The sequence below is a fragment of the Streptomyces sp. NPDC052036 genome (genome assembly GCF_040680495.1).
Classification (GTDB): domain Bacteria; phylum Actinomycetota; class Actinomycetes; order Streptomycetales; family Streptomycetaceae; genus Streptomyces.
Window position 1 is genome coordinate 14,033 of sequence record NZ_JBFAWW010000035.1, and the last position, 18,986, is coordinate 33,018.

The 18,986-nt window shown below is 71.7% G+C and carries 17 protein-coding genes and 1 pseudogene; 12 read left to right on the plus strand and 6 right to left on the minus strand.

The genetic code is table 11. The features are described from left to right. Nucleotides 1-39: 39 nt before the first annotated feature. Nucleotides 40-747 (minus strand): SDR family NAD(P)-dependent oxidoreductase, encoded by a 708-nt coding sequence (locus AB0L95_RS33030; protein ID WP_365168120.1) that lies wholly within the window; start codon nucleotides 745-747, stop codon nucleotides 40-42. 102 nt (nucleotides 748-849) lie between these two features. Between AB0L95_RS33030 and AB0L95_RS33035 the strand changes: the two genes are divergently transcribed. Next, complete coding sequence (locus AB0L95_RS33035; protein WP_365168123.1) at nucleotides 850-1,689, plus strand: helix-turn-helix transcriptional regulator; 840 nt, start codon at nucleotides 850-852, stop codon at nucleotides 1,687-1,689. A 112-nt stretch (nucleotides 1,690-1,801) separates the two neighbouring features. Here AB0L95_RS33035 and rhaI read toward each other — a convergent pair whose 3' ends face one another. Then, nucleotides 1,802-2,962 (minus strand): L-rhamnose isomerase, encoded by a 1,161-nt coding sequence (gene rhaI, locus AB0L95_RS33040; protein ID WP_365168125.1) that lies wholly within the window; start codon nucleotides 2,960-2,962, stop codon nucleotides 1,802-1,804. Between the two features lie 335 nt (nucleotides 2,963-3,297). On the opposite strand from rhaI, the gene AB0L95_RS33045 reads away from it, so the two are divergent. From AB0L95_RS33045 to sigJ, 8 genes and pseudogenes are all read left to right on the plus strand, one after another. Beyond that, the gene (locus AB0L95_RS33045; protein WP_365168127.1) at nucleotides 3,298-4,815 is read left to right on the plus strand and encodes a sugar ABC transporter ATP-binding protein; all 1,518 of its coding nucleotides are present in this window, start codon (nucleotides 3,298-3,300) and stop codon (nucleotides 4,813-4,815) included. Nucleotides 4,816-4,870: 55 nt separating this feature from the next. Beyond that, nucleotides 4,871-5,965, plus strand: a complete 1,095-nt coding sequence (locus AB0L95_RS33050; protein ID WP_365168129.1) for an ABC transporter permease — start codon at nucleotides 4,871-4,873, stop codon at nucleotides 5,963-5,965. Further along, entirely contained in the window at nucleotides 5,958-6,965 is a 1,008-nt protein-coding gene (locus AB0L95_RS33055; protein ID WP_365168131.1) for an ABC transporter permease, read from the plus strand. The genes AB0L95_RS33050 and AB0L95_RS33055 overlap by 8 nt, the downstream gene beginning before the upstream one ends. Nucleotides 6,966-6,978: 13 nt before the next feature. Then, a complete protein-coding gene (gene rhaS / locus AB0L95_RS33060) occupies nucleotides 6,979-8,061 on the plus strand; it encodes a rhamnose ABC transporter substrate-binding protein (RefSeq protein ID WP_365168133.1) in 1,083 nt (360 codons plus the stop codon). A gap of 17 nt (nucleotides 8,062-8,078) precedes the next feature. Further along, a pseudogene (locus AB0L95_RS33065) lies at nucleotides 8,079-8,399 on the plus strand (L-rhamnose mutarotase). A 172-nt stretch (nucleotides 8,400-8,571) separates the two neighbouring features. Further along, a complete protein-coding gene (locus AB0L95_RS33070; RefSeq protein WP_365168135.1) occupies nucleotides 8,572-9,597 on the plus strand; it encodes a LacI family DNA-binding transcriptional regulator in 1,026 nt (341 codons plus the stop codon). A gap of 150 nt (nucleotides 9,598-9,747) precedes the next feature. Further along, entirely contained in the window at nucleotides 9,748-11,049 is a 1,302-nt protein-coding gene (locus AB0L95_RS33075) for an alpha/beta fold hydrolase (protein ID WP_365168137.1), read from the plus strand. 158 nt (nucleotides 11,050-11,207) lie between these two features. Continuing rightward, nucleotides 11,208-12,101: an RNA polymerase sigma factor SigJ gene (gene sigJ / locus AB0L95_RS33080; RefSeq protein WP_365168140.1), complete on the plus strand. Its 894-nt coding sequence runs from the start codon at nucleotides 11,208-11,210 to the stop codon at nucleotides 12,099-12,101. Nucleotides 12,102-12,105: 4 nt separating this feature from the next. Here the strand turns inward: sigJ and AB0L95_RS33085 are convergent, their stop codons facing one another. Continuing rightward, nucleotides 12,106-12,300, minus strand: a complete 195-nt coding sequence (locus AB0L95_RS33085; protein ID WP_365168143.1) for a DUF5999 family protein — start codon at nucleotides 12,298-12,300, stop codon at nucleotides 12,106-12,108. Nucleotides 12,301-12,430: 130 nt separating this feature from the next. Between AB0L95_RS33085 and AB0L95_RS33090 the strand changes: the two genes are divergently transcribed. Beyond that, the gene (locus AB0L95_RS33090; protein ID WP_365168145.1) at nucleotides 12,431-13,261 is read left to right on the plus strand and encodes a pentapeptide repeat-containing protein; all 831 of its coding nucleotides are present in this window, start codon (nucleotides 12,431-12,433) and stop codon (nucleotides 13,259-13,261) included. Here the strand turns inward: AB0L95_RS33090 and AB0L95_RS33095 are convergent. Next, the gene (locus AB0L95_RS33095; protein ID WP_365168147.1) at nucleotides 13,223-14,746 is read right to left on the minus strand and encodes a cytochrome P450; all 1,524 of its coding nucleotides are present in this window, start codon (nucleotides 14,744-14,746) and stop codon (nucleotides 13,223-13,225) included. The two genes, AB0L95_RS33090 and AB0L95_RS33095, sit on opposite strands and share 39 nt — an antisense overlap. Nucleotides 14,747-14,876: 130 nt before the next feature. Between AB0L95_RS33095 and AB0L95_RS33100 the strand changes: the two genes are divergently transcribed. Both AB0L95_RS33100 and AB0L95_RS33105 read left to right on the plus strand, forming a co-directional pair. Continuing rightward, nucleotides 14,877-15,485, plus strand: a complete 609-nt coding sequence (locus AB0L95_RS33100) for a TetR/AcrR family transcriptional regulator (RefSeq protein ID WP_365168150.1) — start codon at nucleotides 14,877-14,879, stop codon at nucleotides 15,483-15,485. A gap of 111 nt (nucleotides 15,486-15,596) precedes the next feature. Further along, nucleotides 15,597-16,322 carry a DUF2470 domain-containing protein gene (locus tag AB0L95_RS33105; protein ID WP_365168152.1) on the plus strand — a complete coding sequence of 242 codons (726 nt, stop codon included), beginning with the start codon at nucleotides 15,597-15,599 and terminating at the stop codon, nucleotides 16,320-16,322. Here the strand turns inward: AB0L95_RS33105 and AB0L95_RS33110 are convergent. Together AB0L95_RS33110 and AB0L95_RS33115 are read right to left on the minus strand one after the other, a co-directional pair. Beyond that, a complete protein-coding gene (locus tag AB0L95_RS33110; RefSeq protein WP_365168154.1) occupies nucleotides 16,290-17,504 on the minus strand; it encodes a lactonase family protein in 1,215 nt (404 codons plus the stop codon). The two genes, AB0L95_RS33105 and AB0L95_RS33110, sit on opposite strands and share 33 nt — an antisense overlap. Before the next feature lie 148 nt (nucleotides 17,505-17,652). Then, entirely contained in the window at nucleotides 17,653-18,930 is a 1,278-nt protein-coding gene (locus tag AB0L95_RS33115) for an FUSC family protein (RefSeq protein WP_365168156.1), read from the minus strand. Between the last annotated feature and the right edge of the window lie 56 nt (nucleotides 18,931-18,986).

The following is an 18,986-nucleotide window of genomic DNA, read 5'->3' on the forward strand; positions in this document are numbered from 1 at the left end:
CGTGCCGGAGCACGCACCACCGCGTGGCGCCGGGGCGTCTTACCAGGGAAGCGAACCTTCCGCGTCGAAGTAGCCCCCGGTCGGGCCGTCCGGGCCCACCTGGGCCATGCGCACGATGATCTCGGCGCCCTGCTCCACGGTCTGGAGGCCGGTGTGGTGGTTCAGGTCCGTGGCCGTGTAGCCGGGCTCCACCGCGTTGATCCGCATGTCCGGGAACGCCTTCGCGAACTGCACCGTGACCATGTTGACCGCCGCCTTCGAGGCTGGGTAGGCGACCCCGGGATAGCCGTACGCGGGCGTCCCCTCGGCGGTGACCCTGGCCAGCGAGGCCAGACCGCTGCTGACGTTGACCACCACGGGGGCGGCCGATCGCCGCAGCAGCGGCAGGAAGGCGTGGGTGACGCGGACCAGACCGAAGACGTTCGTCTCGAACACCGCCCGCATCGCGTCGGCGGTCACCTCCGCGGCGCCCATCACGCCACCGTCCGGCGTCCGGTTCTCGACGCCGGCGTTGTTGACGAGGACGTCCAGTCCGCCGTCGGCCTCGATGCTCTTGGCCGCGGCCGCGACGGACGCGTCGTCGGTGACATCGAGCAGGACGGCTCGCGCGCCCAGCTCTTCGGCGGCCCGGCGTCCGCGATCGGCGTCCCGGCTGCCGATGTACACGGTGTGCCCCGCCTCGACGAGCCGACGGGCGGTCTCGAAGCCGAGACCCTTGTTCGCTCCGGTGATCAGTGTTGTTGTCATGGCTCCAGGGTGGTGCGCGGCCCGCCGCACAGCCAGGGACCCCCTCTTCCTGGGACCACCGGTACCAGGAAGACACGCGTTCCACAGGGGACACTGGTCGGCATGGCGACGCCGGAGTTCGGCAAGGCGGTGCGCCGCTGGCGTGACCGGGTCCCACCCGAGGCGGCAGGGCTGCCCTCCGGCGGGCAGCGGCGCGCGCCCGGCCTGCGCCGCGAGGAGCTGGCGTTGCTGGCCGGGATCTCCGTCGACTACATCACCCGCCTCGAACAGGGCCGCGCGTCCCACCCCTCGGCCCAGGTCGTGGAGGCCTTGGCCAGGGCACTGCGGCTGTCGGCAGCCGAGCGTGAGCACCTGTTCCGGCTCGCCGGGCTGACACCGCCGGGCCCCGACACCGTTCCCGCGCACCTCACCCCGAGTGTCCAGCGACTCCTGGACCGGCTGACAGGAACCCCCGTCGCCGTCTACGACGCCTCCTGGACCCTGCTTCTGGCCAACCCGCCGTATGCCGCGCTGATGGGCGATCCGTCGGGATGGCGCGGCAACGAGCGCAATGCCGTGTGGCGCAATCTGCTCGGCCAGGGCACCCGGGTGCGGCACACTCCCGAGTCCCGGCGCGCTTTCGAGGCCGCGCTGGTCGCGGACCTGCGCGCCGCCGCCGACCGCTATCCGGCCGACCCCAGGCTGCGGCGCCTGGTCGGGGAACTGCGCGCGCACAGCGAGCGGTTCGCCGAGCTGTGGGACTCCGGAGCGGTCGGCCACCATGAGTCCGCCCGTAAGACCGTCGACCATCCGCAGGTGGGCCCGGTGGACCTGGACTGCGATGTGCTCACCGTGGCGGGCGCCGACCTGCGCATCATGGTCTACACGGCCGAGCCCGGCACCGAGGACGCCGAACGCCTCGCCCTGCTGACCGTGCTCGGGACCCAGGCACTGCTGGGATAGCCGCGGCCCGGCTGCCGCCGGACGCGCGCCGGCATCCGACCGTGCGCTTTCGCCGGTCGGGCCGGTGGTGCGTCCCGTCGGTCGCCGGTGTGCGCGGCCGGCGGACCCGCGCTCACGCGCCCCAGCCGGCCTGCTGTCCGCCGAGCCGCTCCGCGGCGATCGTCTCCGCCCAGCCGGACCGGTGGTAGGCGGCGATCGGGTCCGGGTCCAGCCCGCGGTCCTCGCGGACCTCGGCGAGCAGCGGCCGTACGTCGGTGTTGTAGGCGTCCATGAGCACCGCGTTCGCGCCGAGCACATCACCGGACCGCTGCGCCGAGGCGAGCGCCTCGGCGTCCACGAGCAGCGCCTTCGCCGTCGCCTCCTGCACATTCATCACGGAACGGATGATCGCCGGGATCTTCGGTTCGATGTTGTGGCACTGGTCGAGCATGAACGCCACGTCCGGGCCGAACCCGCCGCCGCGCACCACCTCGTACATGATGCGGAAGAGCTGGAAGGGGTCGGCGGCGCCCACCATGAGGTCGTCGTCGGCGTAGAAACGGGAGTTGAAGTCGAAACCGCCGAGCCTTCCCTCGCGCAGCAGCGTGGCGACGATGAACTCGATGTTGGTGCCGGGCGCGTGGTGCCCGGTGTCGACGACGACCTGTGCCTTCTCGCCGAGCCTGAGACAGTGCGCGTAGGCCGTGCCCCAGTCCGGGACGTCGGTCGTGTAGAACGCGGGCTCGAAGAGCTTGTACTCCAGCAGCATGCGCTGACCGTCGCCGAGCCGTGCGTACACCTCGGCCAGGCCCTCCGCCAGCCGGTCCTGCCGGGCGCGGATGTCGTCCTGGCCCGGGTAGTTCGTCCCGTCGGCGAACCACAGTTTGAGGTCCTTCGACCCCGTGGCGTCCATGATGTCCACGCACTCCACGAGATGGCCGACGGCCTTGCGGCGCACCGCCGCGTCCGGGTGGCAGATGCTGCCCAGCCGGTAGTCGTCGTCCTGGAAGGTGTTGGAGTTGATCGCACCCAGCCGCAGGCCCCGTTCGCGCGCGTGCTCGGCCAGGGCCGCGTAGTCGTCGACCCGGTCCCAGGGAATGTGCAGCGCCACCGTCGGCGCGACCCCTGTGAACTCGTGCACCTTGGCGGCGTCGTCCAGTTTCTCCTGCGGCGTGCGCGGCACCCCCGGCTGCGCGAACACCTTGAACCGAGTGCCCGAGTTCCCGTACGCCCACGACGGCGTCTCGACGGCCTGGGTCTGCAGCGCGGCCTTCACCGCGGCGAGCTCGGTCACTTCGGGGCTCCTGAGGTGTCGGAGGGATCCACATGTCATGAAGCGATGCCATGAAGCCGTTTCATGAAGCCGTTTCATGAAGTGGTGCGTGAAGTCGTGCATGAAGCGATGCGTGAAACGATTCAGGACGGAAGCTAGGAGTCTCCAGGGGGAGTGTCAATCCCCCTCGCGGGCCCGTCCGTTCGTGACTCCCGTGTGACATCTGGCTCTCGGAACTTTTTCCAGGCGACCCCATTGACTCGACAAGGCTGGCGCGCCTACCGTCCCCGGCAACCCATTTGAAACCTTTCACAATGCCGGAAGGGCCGCCCCGCCGGTGTCGTCGAGGAGCTCCCATGACCCAACCGTCCGCCACGGGTCCGGCGCCGGTGCTGGCGCTCAGGGACATCTCCAAGTCCTTCGGCGCGGTACGCGCGCTGCGGGAGGTGTCCTTGGAACTGTTCCCCGGCGAGGTGCACGCCCTCGCGGGTGAGAACGGCGCGGGCAAGTCGACCCTCATCAAGACCCTCGCCGGTGTCCACCGGCCGGACGCCGGCCAGGTGCTGCTGGACGGCGAGCCGACCGTCTTCCACGGCCCGGCCGACGCACGCGACGCCGGCATCGCCGTGATCTACCAGGAACCGACCCTCTTCCCCGACCTGTCGATCGCCGAGAACATCTTCATGGGCCGCCAGCCACGGCGTGCCCTCGGCCGCATCGACCACAAGGCCACCCACGCGGCGACCGCGGCCCTGATGCGGCGCCTCGGCGTCGCCCTCGACCCGGAGCGCCCCACACGCGGCCTGTCCATCGCCGACCAGCAGATCGTCGAGATCGCCAAGGCGCTGTCCTTCGACGCCCGGATCCTGATCATGGACGAACCCACCGCCGCCCTGACCGGCAGCGAGGTGGCCCGGCTCTTCGGGGTCGTCCGCACCCTGCGGGACCAGGGCGCGGCGGTGCTGTTCGTCTCCCACCGGCTGGAGGAGATCTTCCGGGTCTGCCGGCGGGTGACCGTCCTCCGCGACGGGGCCCTGGTCGCGAGCGAGTTGCTGGAGGGGATGACCGAGGACGATCTCGTACGGCGTATGGTCGGACGCGATCTCGACGCGCTGTATCCGAAGCAGGACGTGCAGCCCGGCGGAGTGGCTCTGAGCGTACGGAGGCTGACCCGGGAGGGGGTCTTCACGGACGTGTCCTTCGATGTGCGCCGCGGAGAGATCGTCGGTCTCGCCGGGCTCGTCGGCGCGGGCCGTACCGAGGTGGCGCGGGCCGTTTTCGGCGTGGACCGGTGGGACGCGGGAGAGGTCGAGGTCGACGGGAGGGCACTGACCAACGGGGCGCCCTCCACCGCCATGGCCGCGGGGCTCGCCCTCGTGCCCGAGGACCGGCGCGCCCAGGGTCTGGTGATGAACATGTCCGTCGAGCGCAACATCGGTCTGACCGGGCTGCGCACGACCACCCGGGCCGGGCTGATGAACCGAGGCGCCGAACGCAGCCGTTCCCTCGACTGGGCCGTCAGGTTGCAGGTGAAGTACGCCCGGATCGCCGACGCCGTCTCCACCCTGTCCGGCGGCAACCAGCAGAAGGTCGTCCTCGCCAAGTGGCTGGCCACCCGTCCGAAGGTGCTCATCGTCGACGAGCCGACGCGCGGCATCGACGTCGGTACGAAGGCCGAGGTGCACCGGCTGCTCAGCGAGTTGGCCGCCGAGGGGGTGGCCGTCCTGATGATCTCCTCCGACCTGCCCGAGATCCTCGGCATGGCCGACCGGGTGCTCGTGATGCACGAGGGCCGGCTCACCGCCGACATCCCGCGCTCGAAAGCCGGCGAGGAAACCGTGATGGCCGCAGCCACCGGGAGGGCCGCCGTATGACAGCCATGGAGAGGGCCTCCGTGACGGCCCCCGTCGTCACCGGGAGGGCCGTCGTATGACAGTGACCGCGCCCCGTGCCGCCCCCGCCGCCGAGGTGCCGGGGTCCGGCGGCGCCCGGCTGGTCGACCGTGTTTTCCGGATGCGTGAACTCGCCCTCCTCGCCGTCTTCGTGGTGATGATCGTGGTCACCCAGTTGGGCAACAGCGAGTTCCTCTCCGAACAGGGCGTCAAGGACCTGCTGCTCAACGCCACCGTCCTGGTGCTGGTCGCCACCGGCCAGTCCCTGGTCGTGATCACCGGGAACGTCGACCTGTCCGTCGGCTCCACCCTCGGCATCAGCGCCTTCGCCGCCGGCATCTACCTGCACGGCGGTGGGAACGCGGTCGTGGCGCTGCTGCTCGCGGTCCTGGTGGGCGTCGGCTTCGGCCTGCTCAACGGGCTGCTCGTCAGCCTCGGTCAGGTGCCCGCACTCGTCGTCACCCTCGGCACTCTGTACGTCATCCGCGGCATCGACTCCATCTGGGTCGGGTCGCGCCAGATCACGGCGGCCGATCTGCCGGGTGGATTCGTCGACTTCGGCTCCGGCGGCATCACGGCGATCCCCTGGCTGGCCCTGATCGCCCTCGGCGTCCTGGTCGCGACCGCGTACCACCTCAAACACTTCGGCAGCGGGCGCGAGTTGTACGCGCTCGGGTCCAACGCCGAGGCCGCACGGCTCGCCGGCATTCCGGTCCGCAGGCGGATCCTGACCGCGTACATCTTCTGCGGCGCCCTCGCCGGACTCGCGGGCGGGCTGTACCTCGCCCGGTTCGGTAACGTCGACTCGGGCACCGGCAGCGGCTACGAACTCACCGTCGTCAGCGCCGTCGTGGTCGGCGGTGTCGCCTTCACCGGCGGCTCCGGCAGCGTCTACGGAGCGGCGCTCGGCGCCCTGCTGCTGACCTCCGTCAACAGTGTGCTGCCCGCTCTCGGCGTCAGTTCCGTCTGGGTGCTGGCCATCAACGGCGTCCTGCTCCTGCTCGCCATCGCGGTCGACCGCGCCGTCGCGCTGCGTGTGGCCGTGGCCCTGAAGAGGTCGGGCGCGAGAAGGCCCGCCGTGAACCAGCCGGCCCGACCGGCACCCGAGGAGGGGAACGCACCCCATGCCTGACTCGTTGACGCGCGCGATCCGCTGGGACACGGTCGTCGGCGCCCTGCTCCTCGTCCTCCTGCTGCTGTCGTTCTCCTTCGTGGACGGCTTCGGCAACGCCCTGAACCTGTCGTTCCTCATCGGCAACACCCTGCCGATCGCACTGATCGCGCTGCCGATGACTCTCCTTGTGGTCGCGGGGGAGATCGACCTGTCGGTCGCCTCCACCGCCGGCCTGTCGGGCGCCGTACTGGGCAAGCTGTGGAACGAGGGGATGGCGATCGAGACGATCATCCCGCTGTGTCTGCTGCTCGGTCTGGTGTGCGGCCTGGTCAACGGCCTGCTGGTGACCAGGCTCGGACTGCCGTCCCTCGCCGTCACCATCGGCACCCTCGCCGCCTACCGGGGCATCGCACAGATCGTGCTCGGTTCGGACGCCGTGACCGACTTCCCCACGCAGTACCTCGACTTCGCGGCCGGGCGCATCGGGAACACCTTCGTACCCCAGGCGTTCCCGGCCTTCCTGGTGCTGCTCGCTGTCGCCGTGGTCGTACTGCACGCGACCCCGTTCGGCCGGTCGCTGTTCGCGATCGGCGCGAGCGAAGAGGCCGCACGCTTCGCCGGCATCCGGGTCAGGCGGACCAAGCTGACCCTGTTTCTCGCCACCGGTCTCATGGCCTCGCTCACGGGCGTGTTCTGGGCCCTGCACTACGCCAGCGCCCGCTACGACAACGCCACCGGGCTCGAACTCTCCGTCGTCGCTGCCGTACTGCTCGGCGGTGTCGACTTCGACGGCGGCCAGGGCACGCTCGGCGGCGCGATCGCCGGGGTGTTCCTGCTCGGTGCGCTGCAGAACGTGATGAGTCTGCTGAACGTCTCGGCGCAGTCGCAGATCGTCGTCACCGGTGTCCTGCTCGTCGTCTCCGTGCTCGGCCCCCGCGTCGGGCGACAGATCTCCGTCGCGAGGGCGGCCCGCCGAGCCGTGTCCGCTCCGCCCCCGTCCCTCCGCTCACCCGCGTAAAGGATCTCCGCCCATGCGTGCTTCAGCGATCCGCCGTGGCTGCACGGCCCTCGCCGCCGTCGCCTCCCTCGCCCTCGCCGCCACCGCCTGCGGCGGCACCACCAAGAACGACGTCAAGAACGAGAGCGGCGGCTCGACCGCCTCGGCCGGCAAGGCGGACCCGGGCGCCGCCCTCAAGAAGGGCCTCACCGTCGGCTTCCTGCCCAAGCAGGTCAACAACCCGTACTTCACCTCCGCCGACAAGGGCGGCGAGAAGGCCCTCATCGAGCTGGGCTCGAAGTCGAAGGAGGTCGGCCCGTCCAGCGCCACCGACACCGCCGGCCAGGTGAGCTACGTCAACACGCTCACCCAGCAGCAGGTGAGCGCGATGGCCGTCTCCGCACAGGATCCGGGGGCCCTGTGCACCGCGCTCAAGCAGGCCATGAGCAACGGCATCAAGGTCGTCACCTACGACTCCGACACCCGGCCCGAATGCCGTGACGCCTTTGTGTCCCAGGCCAGTGCCGAGGACCTGGGCCGCACCGAGGTGCGGCTGCTCGCCCGGCAGATCGGCTACCGGGGCGAGATCGCGATCCTGTCCGCCGCGCAGACCGCGACGAACCAGAACACCTGGATCGGCTATATGAAGGACGAGTTGAAGGACCCCAGGTACAAGGACGTCAAGCTGGTCAAGATCGCCTACGGCAACGACGACGCCCAGCAGTCCTTCCAGCAGACCCAGGGCCTTCTGCAGGAGCACCCGGACCTGAAGGGGATCATCTCCCCGACCACCGTCGGTATCAAGGCCGCCGCCCAGTACCTGTCCGGGTCCAAGTACAAGGGCAAGGTCCGGCTCACCGGTCTCGGCACCCCGAACGACATGCGCAAGTACGTCAAGAACGGCACGGTCGAGGCGTTCGAGCTGTGGGACCCGGCCAAGCTCGGCGAACTGGCCGCCCGTACCGCCGTCGCCCTGGTGTCCGGGCAGATCACCGGCAAGGAGGGCGAGACCTTCAAAGCCGGCGACACCTCGTACACCATCGGCAAGGACGGCGTGATCAACCTGGGCAAGCCGACCGTGTTCGACGCCGAGAACATCGACCAGTTCGACTTCTAGTGCCCGGGAGCCCTTCGATGCAGCGCGTGTGCTTCGTGCTCCAGGTCCGGGCCGACCGTCTCGACGAGTACCGCGAGCGCCATGCCGCGGTATGGCCCGAGATGCTCAGGGCCCTCTCGACGGCCGGCTGGCACAACTACTCGCTCTTTCTGCGCGAGGACGGCCTGCTGGTCGGCTACCTGGAGACCGAGGACTTCGCCGCCGCCCGAGCCGGAGCGGCGGCCACCGAGGTCAATTCCCGCTGGCAGGCGGAGATGGCACCGTTCTGAGTCGCGCCGCACGGCGCTCGACCGGATGAGGCCATGCGGCCCCTCACCGAGGTGTTCCACCTCGCCTGACCCGGCGGCCGGCTCCCGCACACGGAGACCCGGGAGGACGCCCTTGCCACCCCGTCGGTGGACTTCCGGCTTCCGGTTCGACCCGGTGCCCGACCGGGGCGGAAGTGGGGCGGCATGCAGGTAATGTGAGGTTTTCCCCGCCGCCCCTCGTAGCCCTGGAGGTTCCCGCCCGATGGCCCAGTCGGTGGGTATCAAGGATGTCGCCCGCGTCGCCGGAGTCTCCGTGGGCACGGTCTCGAACGTCATCAACCGTCCCGAGACCGTCGCCGCTCCCACCCGCGCACGTGTGCTGTCCGCGATCGACCGTCTCGGCTATGTGCGCAGCGAGTCCGCCCGGCAGTTGCGGGCGGGGCGCAGCCGGATCATGGGGCTGCTCGTTCTCGACATGGGCAACCCGTTCTTCGTGGATGTGGCCCGCGGCGCCGAGCGGGCCGCCCGCGAGGCAGGGCTCGGGGTGATGGTCTGCAACAGCGCGCAGAACCCCGCGGAGGAGGCCGAGTACCTCTCGCTCTTCGCCGAGCAGCGGGTGCGCGGCGTCCTGCTCACCCCGGCCGACGCGACCGGCCGCAACATCGAGGCGTTCCGTCGCCACGGCATCCCGTTCGTGCTGGTCGACCGGGTCGCCGAGGGCACCACGGAGTGCTCGGTCTCGGTGGACGACGTGGCGGGCGGCGCCCTGGCCGTGCGGCATCTGGTCGACGCCGGGCACCGCTCCGTCGCCTACGTCAGCGGGCCGCCCGGACTCCACCAGGTCAGGGACCGCCGCATCGGCGCCCTGAACGCGCTGGCCGAGGCCGGGCTCGGCCCCGAGGCGCTGCGGGAACTGCCCACCGAGCGCCTGGACGTCGCCGCGGGCCGGGACGCCGGTGCCCGGCTGCTCGGGCTCGCCGACCGACCGACGGCCGTCTTCTGCGCCAACGACCTGCTCGCGCTCGGCGTCCTGCAGGCCCTGTACGCGGCCGGGGTGAGCGTTCCCGAGGATCTCGCCCTCGTGGGCTACGACGACATCGAGTTCGCCGCGGCGGCAGCCGTGCCCCTCACCTCTGTTCGGCAGCCCGCCGTCACCATGGGCGCGCTCGCCGCGGAACTGCTGCTGGAGGAGACAGAGGCGGAGGAGGGGGCGCGCGAGCACGAGCACCAGCGGGTCGTGCTCCAGCCGGAGCTGGTGGTGCGCCGCTCCAGCCTGGCGGCGCGCTGACCCCCTCCGACGCGGCGGCCCCGTCGTACGGGCGACCGGCACCGGCTGAGCGGCTGGACAGGGACGGCTTCTCGATCCCCGGGCGTGAACACCGCCGGATCATGTGCTGAACTGGCACGCGTCCTGATTCCGTCCGTCCCGGGAGCCCCTTTGAGCCTCAGCTACCGTCAGCCCGGTGTCGTCCTCACCGACCGGTGCTTCACCGTGCCCCTGGACCACGACGCGCCCGACGTGGAGACGATCGAGCTGTACGCACGGGAGGTCGTCGCGAGCGGCACGGCGGACGCCGACCTGCCCTGGCTGCTCTACCTCCAGGGCGGTCCCGGCTTCGGGGCGCACCGTTTCATCGGAAAGCAGGCCTGGCTGGGCCGCGCCCTGGAGGACTATCGCGTCCTCCTCCTCGACCAGCGCGGCACCGGCGCCTCCACGCCCGCCAACCGTCAGACGCTCCCGCTGCGCGGAGGTCCGCGCGAACAGGCCGACTACCTGACCCGCTTCCGCGCCGACTCCATCGTCCGCGACTGCGAGGCCGTCCGCCCCCAGGTCACCGGCGGCGCCCCCTGGACCGTCCTCGGGCAGAGCTTCGGCGGCTTCTGCACCGTGAACTACCTCTCGACCGCGCCCGAGGGCCTGCGGGCCGCCCTGATCACCGGCGGACTGCCTTCCCTCGACGCGCACGCGGACGACGTCTACCGGGCCGCGTACCCCCGTATCGAGCGCAAGGTCGCCGCCCACTACACCCGCTACCCGCAGGACGTCGAACGCGCTCGTCGCATCGCCGAGTACGTGCTCCAGCACGAGCCCGTCCTGCCCGGCGGCTACCGGCTCACCGTCGAGGCGTTCCAGTCCCTCGGTATCCTGCTCGGCGGCGGCGAGGGCAGCCACCGCCTCCACTTCCTCCTTGAGAACGCCTTTGTGCACACCCCGGGGGGCCTCGCGCTCTCCGACGCCTTCCAGGAGGAGGTGCAGACCCTCCTGTCCTACGCGGGCCACCCCCTGTACGCGCTCGTCCACGAGGCGATCTACGGCCAGGACGGCCGCCCCACCGCCTGGTCGGCGGAGCGGGTACGGGCGGAGTTCCCGCAGTTCGACGCGGCCAAGGCACTGGCCGGCGACGGACCGGTGCTGTTCACCGGTGAGTCCGTGCACCCCTGGATGTTCGACACCGACCCGGCGCTGCGCCCGCTGCGCGACACCGCGCACCTGCTCGCCGAGCACACCGGCTGGACCCCGCTGTACGACCCCGCCCGTCTCGCCGCCAACGAGGTGCCGGCGGCCGCGGCGGTCTACCACGACGACATGTACGTCGACACCGGGCACGCCCTGCGGACGGCCCGGGCGATCCGCGGACTGCGGACCTGGGTCACCGACGAGTTCGAGCACGACGGCGTCCGCGCGGGCGGCCCGCGGGTCCTGGACCGGCTGCTGGCGCTGGCGCGGGACGAGGTCTGACACCGGTGCGCACGCCCGTCGCCGTCCGACGCTCGGGCCGGGGCGGCGGGCGGGCGCGACGGCCGTCGAGGCGGGCACGATATTTCCTCAACACCGGCGCGCTGTCCATGCTTTGATCGTCCGTGGAGCCCAGGACGGGACCGGTCGAACGGGGATCGATGAACGACGTGGAACTGCTGGCGGACCGCTTCCAGGAACACCGGGGGCAGCTGCGCGCCGTCGCCTACCGGATGCTCGGCTCGCTCAGCGAGGCCGACGACGCCGTTCAGGAGACCTGGCTGCGCCTGAGCCGCTCCGACGTGAGCGAGGTGCAGAACCTCGGCGGCTGGCTCACCACCGTCGTCGGCCGGATCTGCCTCGATCTGCTCCGCTCCCGTGGCGCGCGGCGCGAGGAGCCGATGGAGGACACCTTCGTCCCCGACCCCGTCGTCACCCCCCTGGACCGCGTCGATCCCGAACAGGAGGCGCTGCTCACGGACTCGGTCGGGCTCGCTCTCCTGGTCGTCCTGGAGACACTGGAGCCCGCCGAACGGCTGGCCTTCGTTCTGCACGACATGTTCGCCGTGCCCTTCGACGTCATCGCGCCCGTCGTCGGGCGCAGCTCCGCCGCCACCCGGCAGATCGCGAGCCGGGCCCGCCGCAGGGTGCAGCAGGCGGGGCCGGCGCCCGATCCCGACCTCGGGCGTCAGCGCGAGGCGGTCGAGGCGTTCCTCGCGGCCTCACGCTCCGGCGACTTCGACGCCCTCGTCGCCGTACTCCACCCGGATGTGGTGCTGCGGGCCGACTCCGGCCCCCTGGTCCGTGGTGTGGCCGCGTCCAAGGTGGTGCAGGGTGCGACGGCCGTGGCCCAAGGGGCGCTCCTGTTCCGGCAGCTCTCCCCATACGCGCGGATCGTGCTGGTCAACGGCATGGTCGGCACGGTCACGGCGCCCGAGGGGCGGCCCCAGTCGGTCATGGCCGTCGCCGTCGTGGACGGCAGGATCGCCCGGATCGACATCCTGTCGGACCCCGAGCGCCTGGCGCGGCTCGACTTCACGGCGGTGCTGGCCTGACCGCTCAGCGCGCGGTCCGCTCCACCCCGCTCAGCGGAGCCACGGCCCGGCCGTCCGGCAGCAGTTCGCCGGTGTCGTCGAAGACGATCGTGCCGTTGCACAGCAGGCTCCAGCCCTGCTCGGGGTGGGCGGAGACGACCATCGCCGCATCGTGGTCGGGACGGTCGGCCGGTGGGCACGGCGGCCAGTGCACGCACATGACGTCTCTCCTGGGGTCGTACGACAGGTACCTCCGTGGTAGCGGTCCTTGTTTTCGTACGGATGAGAGGACTCCCACGGCGCAGGAAACTCGGCGGTGAGCTTTGCCTGCGGCACCTACCATGGATGCCATGCACACCACCCCGGCCGACCGCTCCGACCTGCGCGCGGACTGCAGCAACTGCTTCGCGCTGTGCTGCGTCGCCCTGCCCTTCGGGCGCTCGGCGGACTTCGCGGTCGACAAGGACGCCGGCACGCCCTGCCGCAACCTCCAGGACGACTTCCGCTGCGGCATCCACACCGGGCTGCGCTCGCGCGGCTTTCCCGGCTGCACCGTCTACGACTGCTTCGGCGCCGGGCAGAAGGTCTCCCGGATCACCTTCGGCGGTCAGGACTGGCGGTCGGGCGGCCCCGAGCACGCCCGCCGGATGTTCGACGTCTTCCCCGTGATGCGCCAACTCCACGAACTGCTCTGGTATCTGACGGAGGCGCTGACCCTGCCCGCGGCCCGTCCGGTCCACGCGGACCTGCGCCGCATGCTGGAGACGACCGAGCGCCTGACGTCGCGAACGCCGCAGGAACTGGGGGAGTTGGATGTGGGCGCGCACCGGCAGGAGGTCAATGTGCTGCTGTTGCGCACCAGCAAGCTGGTCCGCTCGGGCACGGGACGCCGTGGCAGCAACCGTCGGGGCGCCGATCTCCTCGGCGCCCGGCTCAAGGGAGCCGATCTGCGGGGTGCCGATCTGCGCGGCGCCCTGCTCATCGCCGCCGACCTGACGGGCGCCGATCTGCGCGGAGCGGATCTGATAGGCGCCGATCTGCGCGACGCGGACCTCACGGACGCCGATCTGACGGGCGCGTTCTTCCTCACCCAGCCGCAGATCAACGCGGCCCGGGGCAGCGCGGGCAGCCGCCTGCCGGCGTCAGTCACCCCTCCCGGTCACTGGACAGCGGGCCCCTGACGGGGCCGGCGGCGCCTCGTCGACGGCCGCCGGGGTGCGCGCGAGGGCGGCCCGCCGGTCGAGGTGCAGCCGCAGCCCCTCCGGGATCACCGTCAGCCGCTCCGCCACCCGCAGCCGGTAGCCGGGGTCCGGCCGCACCTCGTAGCGGCGCAGCAGAAGCGCCAGCACCAGCGTCGCCTCGTGCAGCGCGAACTGCCGCCCGATACAGGCCCGCGCCCCGGTCCCGAACGGCTTGAAGGTGTGCCCGGGGCGCGCTCGTGCCGCTCCCGCCTCGAACCGGTCCGGGTCGAACCGCTCCGCGTCCGCGCCCCACACCTCCGGATCCCGGTGCAGCAGGGGTGTGAGGACCAGGGCCCAGGCGCCCCGGCGCATCGGGTGGACGCCGTCGAGCACGGTGTCGTGCCGGGCCTCCCGCGCGTAGGCGGGGGCGGTCGGCCACAGGCGCAGGGACTCGTCCAGGACCCGGCGCACATACCGCAGCCGGGCGACCTGCTCGTAGCCGGGCCGGGCGGTGTCACCCCACACCCGGTCCACTTCCTCCCGGGCGCGTGCGGCGATGTCCGGATGCCGGGAGAGATAGTGCAGGGCGAAGGAGAGCGCCCCCGAGGTCGTCTCGTGACCGGCCACCAGGAAGGTGATCACCTGGCGCCGGATGTTCTCGGGCGCGAGCCGTTCCCCGGTCTCCGGATGCGTGGTCTCCAGCATCCGGTCGAGCAAATCGCCGCCGCCGTCGCTGCCGGTGCGTCGGGCGCGCACCAGCTCGTCCACCGTGCGGTTCAGATACGCCATGTCCGCCTCGTTGCGCCGGGCGGCGTCGCGCAGCAGCAGCGAACTCAGCGGCCCGGGAACGACGTTGCGGCGCTGCGCGAACGTCAGCGTGCCGACCATGGCGGTCACGAAGGGATGCGGCCGGGAGCGCTCGAAGGAGCCGAAGTCGTGGCCGAAGCCGGTGCGTGCGATCGTCTCCAGCGTCAGCTTGGTCATGTCCCCGGGAACGTCCACGGCCCGGCCGGCCGCCTGCTCGGCATCCCAGCGGTCCAGCAGCCGCTCGGCCACGTCCAGCATCATCGGGTGGTAGCCCGCCATCGCCTCGCGGCTGAAGCCGGGGGCGAGAACGTCGTGCGCCAGCTGCCAGTTGGGCTCGTCGTTGTACGCGGTGAACAGTCCGTCCCCGGCGATCGGCCGGAGGTTGGCGACCCCGAGGCCCACATGCTTGGCGAAGCGCGACTCGTCGGCGAGGTCGGCCACGAGGCGCCCGCCCCACACGAAGACGATCTCCCGGCTGAAGAACTTCCGCCGGAAGACGGGGCCGAGCATCCGGCCGTAGCGCATCGAGTCCTGCAGCGGCCTGCGGCGGTCGGCGCCGAACACATCCCCGATGACCGGGAGCCGGTGCGGCGGGTGCGGGATGCGGTCCAGCTGCGGCCAGCCCAGTTCCGCATTCCGGAAACCCCTGGGCAGCGCGGTCGCCGTCGTCTCCGCCATGACGCCATCTCCCTTGATGCAACGCAGGTCGGGCCCAGGTCGAGCAGGGCGAACGAGCGTGTTGTACGTCGGTTCAATAGCGCTTTCAGTCTCCTGCGCTCGTCGAACCGGCGTCAAGTAGAGTGCCGTCATGGCCGCGAACCAGGGGGAGCGCACGCGCCGCCGGCTCAGCACCGGGGAACGCAGGGATCAGCTCCTCGCCGTCGGGGCCCGGCTGTTCTCGGAGAACCCCTACGACGAGGTGTGGATCGAGCAGGTCGCCGAGATCGCCGGGGTCTCGCGCGGGCTGCTGTACCACTACTTCCCGACCAAGCGGGACTTCTTTGCGGCGGTCGTGGAACGCGAGAGCGAGCGGATGCTCCGGATGACGGAGGCCGTCCCGGGGATCGCGGTGCGCGATCAACTCGCCGCCTCGCTGGACACGTTCCTCGCCTACGTCGAAGAACACGCGCACGGCTTCCGCGCCTTCCATCGCGCCGACGCGGCCGGGGACCAGGCCGTGCGGAGGGTCTACAGGCAGTCACTGGGCGCGCAGGAACGGCAGATCCTGGCGGCGCTCGCGGCGGATCCGGAGTTCGGCCCGGCCGTCGTGGAACGGCCCGACCTGAGGATCGCCGTCCGTGGCTGGCTGGCCTTCACGACGGCGGTGTGCCTGGAGTGGCTCAGGGGGGCCGCCCTGTCCCGGGACCAGGTGCGCGACCTGTGCGCTCGCGCGCTGTGGGGTGTCATCGCCTCCTGAGGGGGCCGGTGGGCCCTGAGGACGTCCCTGCCCGGCGCGTGCCGGGGCCTGGTTGGCGCGCAACTCGATCTCTGATAAGTTAGGCAAGGCTTACCTAAGGAGGTCGAGGGAATGGGTGACCGTCATGCCTGGACGGCCGCGCCCGCGGCGGCGGAGCGCGCCCGATCGGTGCTGGCCGCCGCATGGTCCTGCGCGGTGACCGCGGAGGGCTGCCGGGAGGAACTGGTCGGAGCGCACACCGCCCTGGCGGACGGCCGGGTGCTGCTGCATCTGCCCGAGGACAGCGCGCCGGCCGCCCTCGCGCTCTGCGCACCGCGCGGAGAGCCGTCCGTGGTACTGGAATTCGCCGATGTCGCGCCGGTCCCGCTGCGTTCCCGGATCCGTGCGCGGCTCTGGCTCGCCGGCACGCTGGTGCCCGACGAGGGGAACCTGGTCCTGCGGCCGACGCGCATCGCGCTGCGCCGGGCCAGGGGTGTGGCCGCCGTCGACCCCGCCGAGTACGCGACCGCCGAGCCCGACCCGCTCGCCGCGACCGAGGCCCGGCTGCTCACCCACCTGGCCGACGCCCACCTCGACGCCGTCGAGCGGCTCACCCGTCTCGTCGAGCCGGACAGTCTGCACGGCGCGGTACGTGTCCAGCCGCTCGCCGTCGACCGGCATGGGCTGACCCTGCGCATCGAGCGGACCCGCGATCATGGCGACGTACGCCTGACCTTCCACCGGCCCGCCGACGACGTCGCCGAGCTGACCGAGCGGATGCATGTGCTGCTCGGGCAGGCCGCCCGGGCCGCCTGCCCCCGGACGCTACAGCGGCAGCGCACAGACGGCGACCGGTGAGGCGAACGGCTCGCCCGCGAGCCGCAGCTCACCGCTCGCCCGGTCCACATGGAAGACGCTGACCGTGCCGGACCGCTGGTTGGCCGTGAACAGCAGCCTCCCGTCCGGCGAGAGGGCGAGATGACGCGGGAAGTCGCCGCCCACCGGCACCGTGTCCAGCAGCCGCAGCCGGGCGCCGCCCGCCTCGACGGCGTACCGCGTCAGAGTGTTGTGGCCGCGGTTGGCGAGATAGGCGTACGCGCCGTCCGCCGTCACCGCGAACTGCGCCGGATAATTCGTCCCCGCGCCCGTGCCCGTGGACTGCGGCTCGCCCGGGGTGAGGCGGCCCGTCGCGGGGTCGTAGGCACAGACGACGGCGGTGTTGTCGACCTCGTTGGCGAGATACGCGAAGCGGCCGCCGGGGTGGAACGTGAGATGCCGCGGTCCCGCGCCCGCCCGGGTCCGCGCCAGGGAGACCTCGGTGAGCGTGCCACGGGACGGATCGAGACGGTAGGTGTACACGGTGTCGGTGCCCAGGTCCACCGCCAGCACATGACCGCCGTCGGGGGCGGTGAGGAACTGGTGCGCGTGCGGTCCCTGCTGCCCGGGCCCCGGCGGCGGGCTGGTGTGGGTGACGAGGTCGGTTCGCTCGCCCAGGGCGCCTCGGGCGTCGATGGGATGCACCGCCACGCTGCCCGAGAGGTAGTTGGCGCTCAGCAGCCACCGCCCGCTCGGATGCACCGACAGATGGCACGGACCCGCCCCGCCCGTGCTCCGGGTACCGAGGATCCGGTGCCCGTCCAGACGCACGGCCGTCACCGAGCCGTCCTGCCGCTCGTCGACGGCGTAGAGCGTGCGCCCGTCGGGATGTACCGCGAGGTACGAGGGGTCGGGCACGCCGGTCAGTGTGCCGGTGCCGGTGACCGCGCCGCTCTCCGGGTCGTATGTCGCGAGGCCGATGCCCCGGCCACCGCCCTCGACGGAGGTGTACGTTCCGACGTACAGCGGACGGGGGCCGACGGGGCGGCGCGGCGGCGGGGACGCGTCGGCCGGGGCGGGCCGGGCCGCGTCCGAGGTCTGCTCGGGCAGGGCGGGTGCCGGGATCGTGGTCACCGCGGTGGCGGCCGTGGCGGCACCGAGGAACCGACGTCGGGTCCAGCCCCCGCCGGACGAATCCCGCGCCGGTTGCGCACCCCTGTTCATGCCCGCACCTCGAAACTCGACGGCCTCACCTGCCACAGCCACCATGACCTGCACCGGCCGTCAAGTGCAAGGCGGGCAACGGGTATTGCGTCGCATGCAACGGTTGCCCGGCCGGTCCCGGTCTCCGCCGGGGTGCGGCCGAGCCGCTTCACCCGGAACGACCGGGTGGCCCAGGACGGTCCCGGCCTCGCAGGAGCTCGCGCAGCCGGGACAGCCCGGGGCGGAGCACGTTCTCCCGGAGCCTGGTGAGCAGCGGGTTCCGCTCGCGCTGCTCGCTGGCGCAGCGGTCCAGTTCCTCCAGCAGACGGCGGGTGCGGTGCTCGGTGTCGAGCTCGTCCAGGATGCGGTTGACCTCGGTCAGCACGGCGCCCTGGAACTGCCACTGCCGGGTGTCCCGCTGGACGCCCTCCAGCAACAGCTGGGCCAGCTTGTCGCGGGTCGCCCCCGCCGTGACCAGCTCCTCGGTGAGCCGGGTCTCGGCGGACTCGGCGCTGCGGCTGACATCGGTGGTGACGAGCACCGCGAAGCTGACCACGGCATCGGCGATCTCGGACAGCAGCCGCTCCAGCGTCGCCCCCGCCTCCGGCTCGAACAGGGGGTCGGGGTCGCGTTCCTTCGCCAGGTCGGCGAGGGTCCGGGTGATCACCCGCAGCACCACCGTGCAGATCTCCAGCGTGTCCAGGCCGGTGCGCAGCACGATCCGGTGCAGCAGGCCCTCGCGGACCCGGGGGTTGAGCTTGAGACTGTCCTCGGCCTGCCGCAGCGCCGCGTCCACCTCGACGATGTCGTGGTCCAGCTGGCGCGCCTCGTACAGCCGTACGGTCGCCAGGGCCACCGGGACCCGGCCCGCCGCCTGCTCGCCGACGCGCAGCATCAGCTGGCGCATCCGGCGTGCCAGGTCCTCGATGGACTGTCCGGCGGGGCCCACCCACACCGGGGGAGCGAAGAACAGGTTCGTCAGCAGGCCGACCACCGCGCCGATCAGGGTCTCCAGGACCCGCGCCCACGCCGTGCTGCCGACCTGGGTCACCCCGAGGACCAGCATGGCGCTGATCGCCACTTCGGGAACGTACTCGCTGACCCGTACGAGATGGCCGACGGCCAGGGAGGCGATGATGATCAGGGCCAGGCTCCACCAGGTCAGGCCGACCAGGATGCTGAAGCCGATGGCGATGACGACGCCCGTCACCACGGAGTTCACCCGGCGCACGCTGTTGGTGATCGTCGCGTAGAGCGTCACCTGGACCACCAGGAGCGCCGTCAGGGGCGCGGTGAGCGGAGCAGGCTCCGGACTCAGACGCACCGCGACCACATAGGCGACGGTCGCGGCCGCGGTCGAACGAACCGCCTGGACGACCTCGGGCACCTGGCGCAGCTTCGCGATCCGGGCGGTGACCCTCGTCCACGTCTCACGCACATCTTGCATCCCTATGGCTCTTCCCGCTCCACCTGGGCATCGAACGTAAGGGTGGGGAGCGTCAC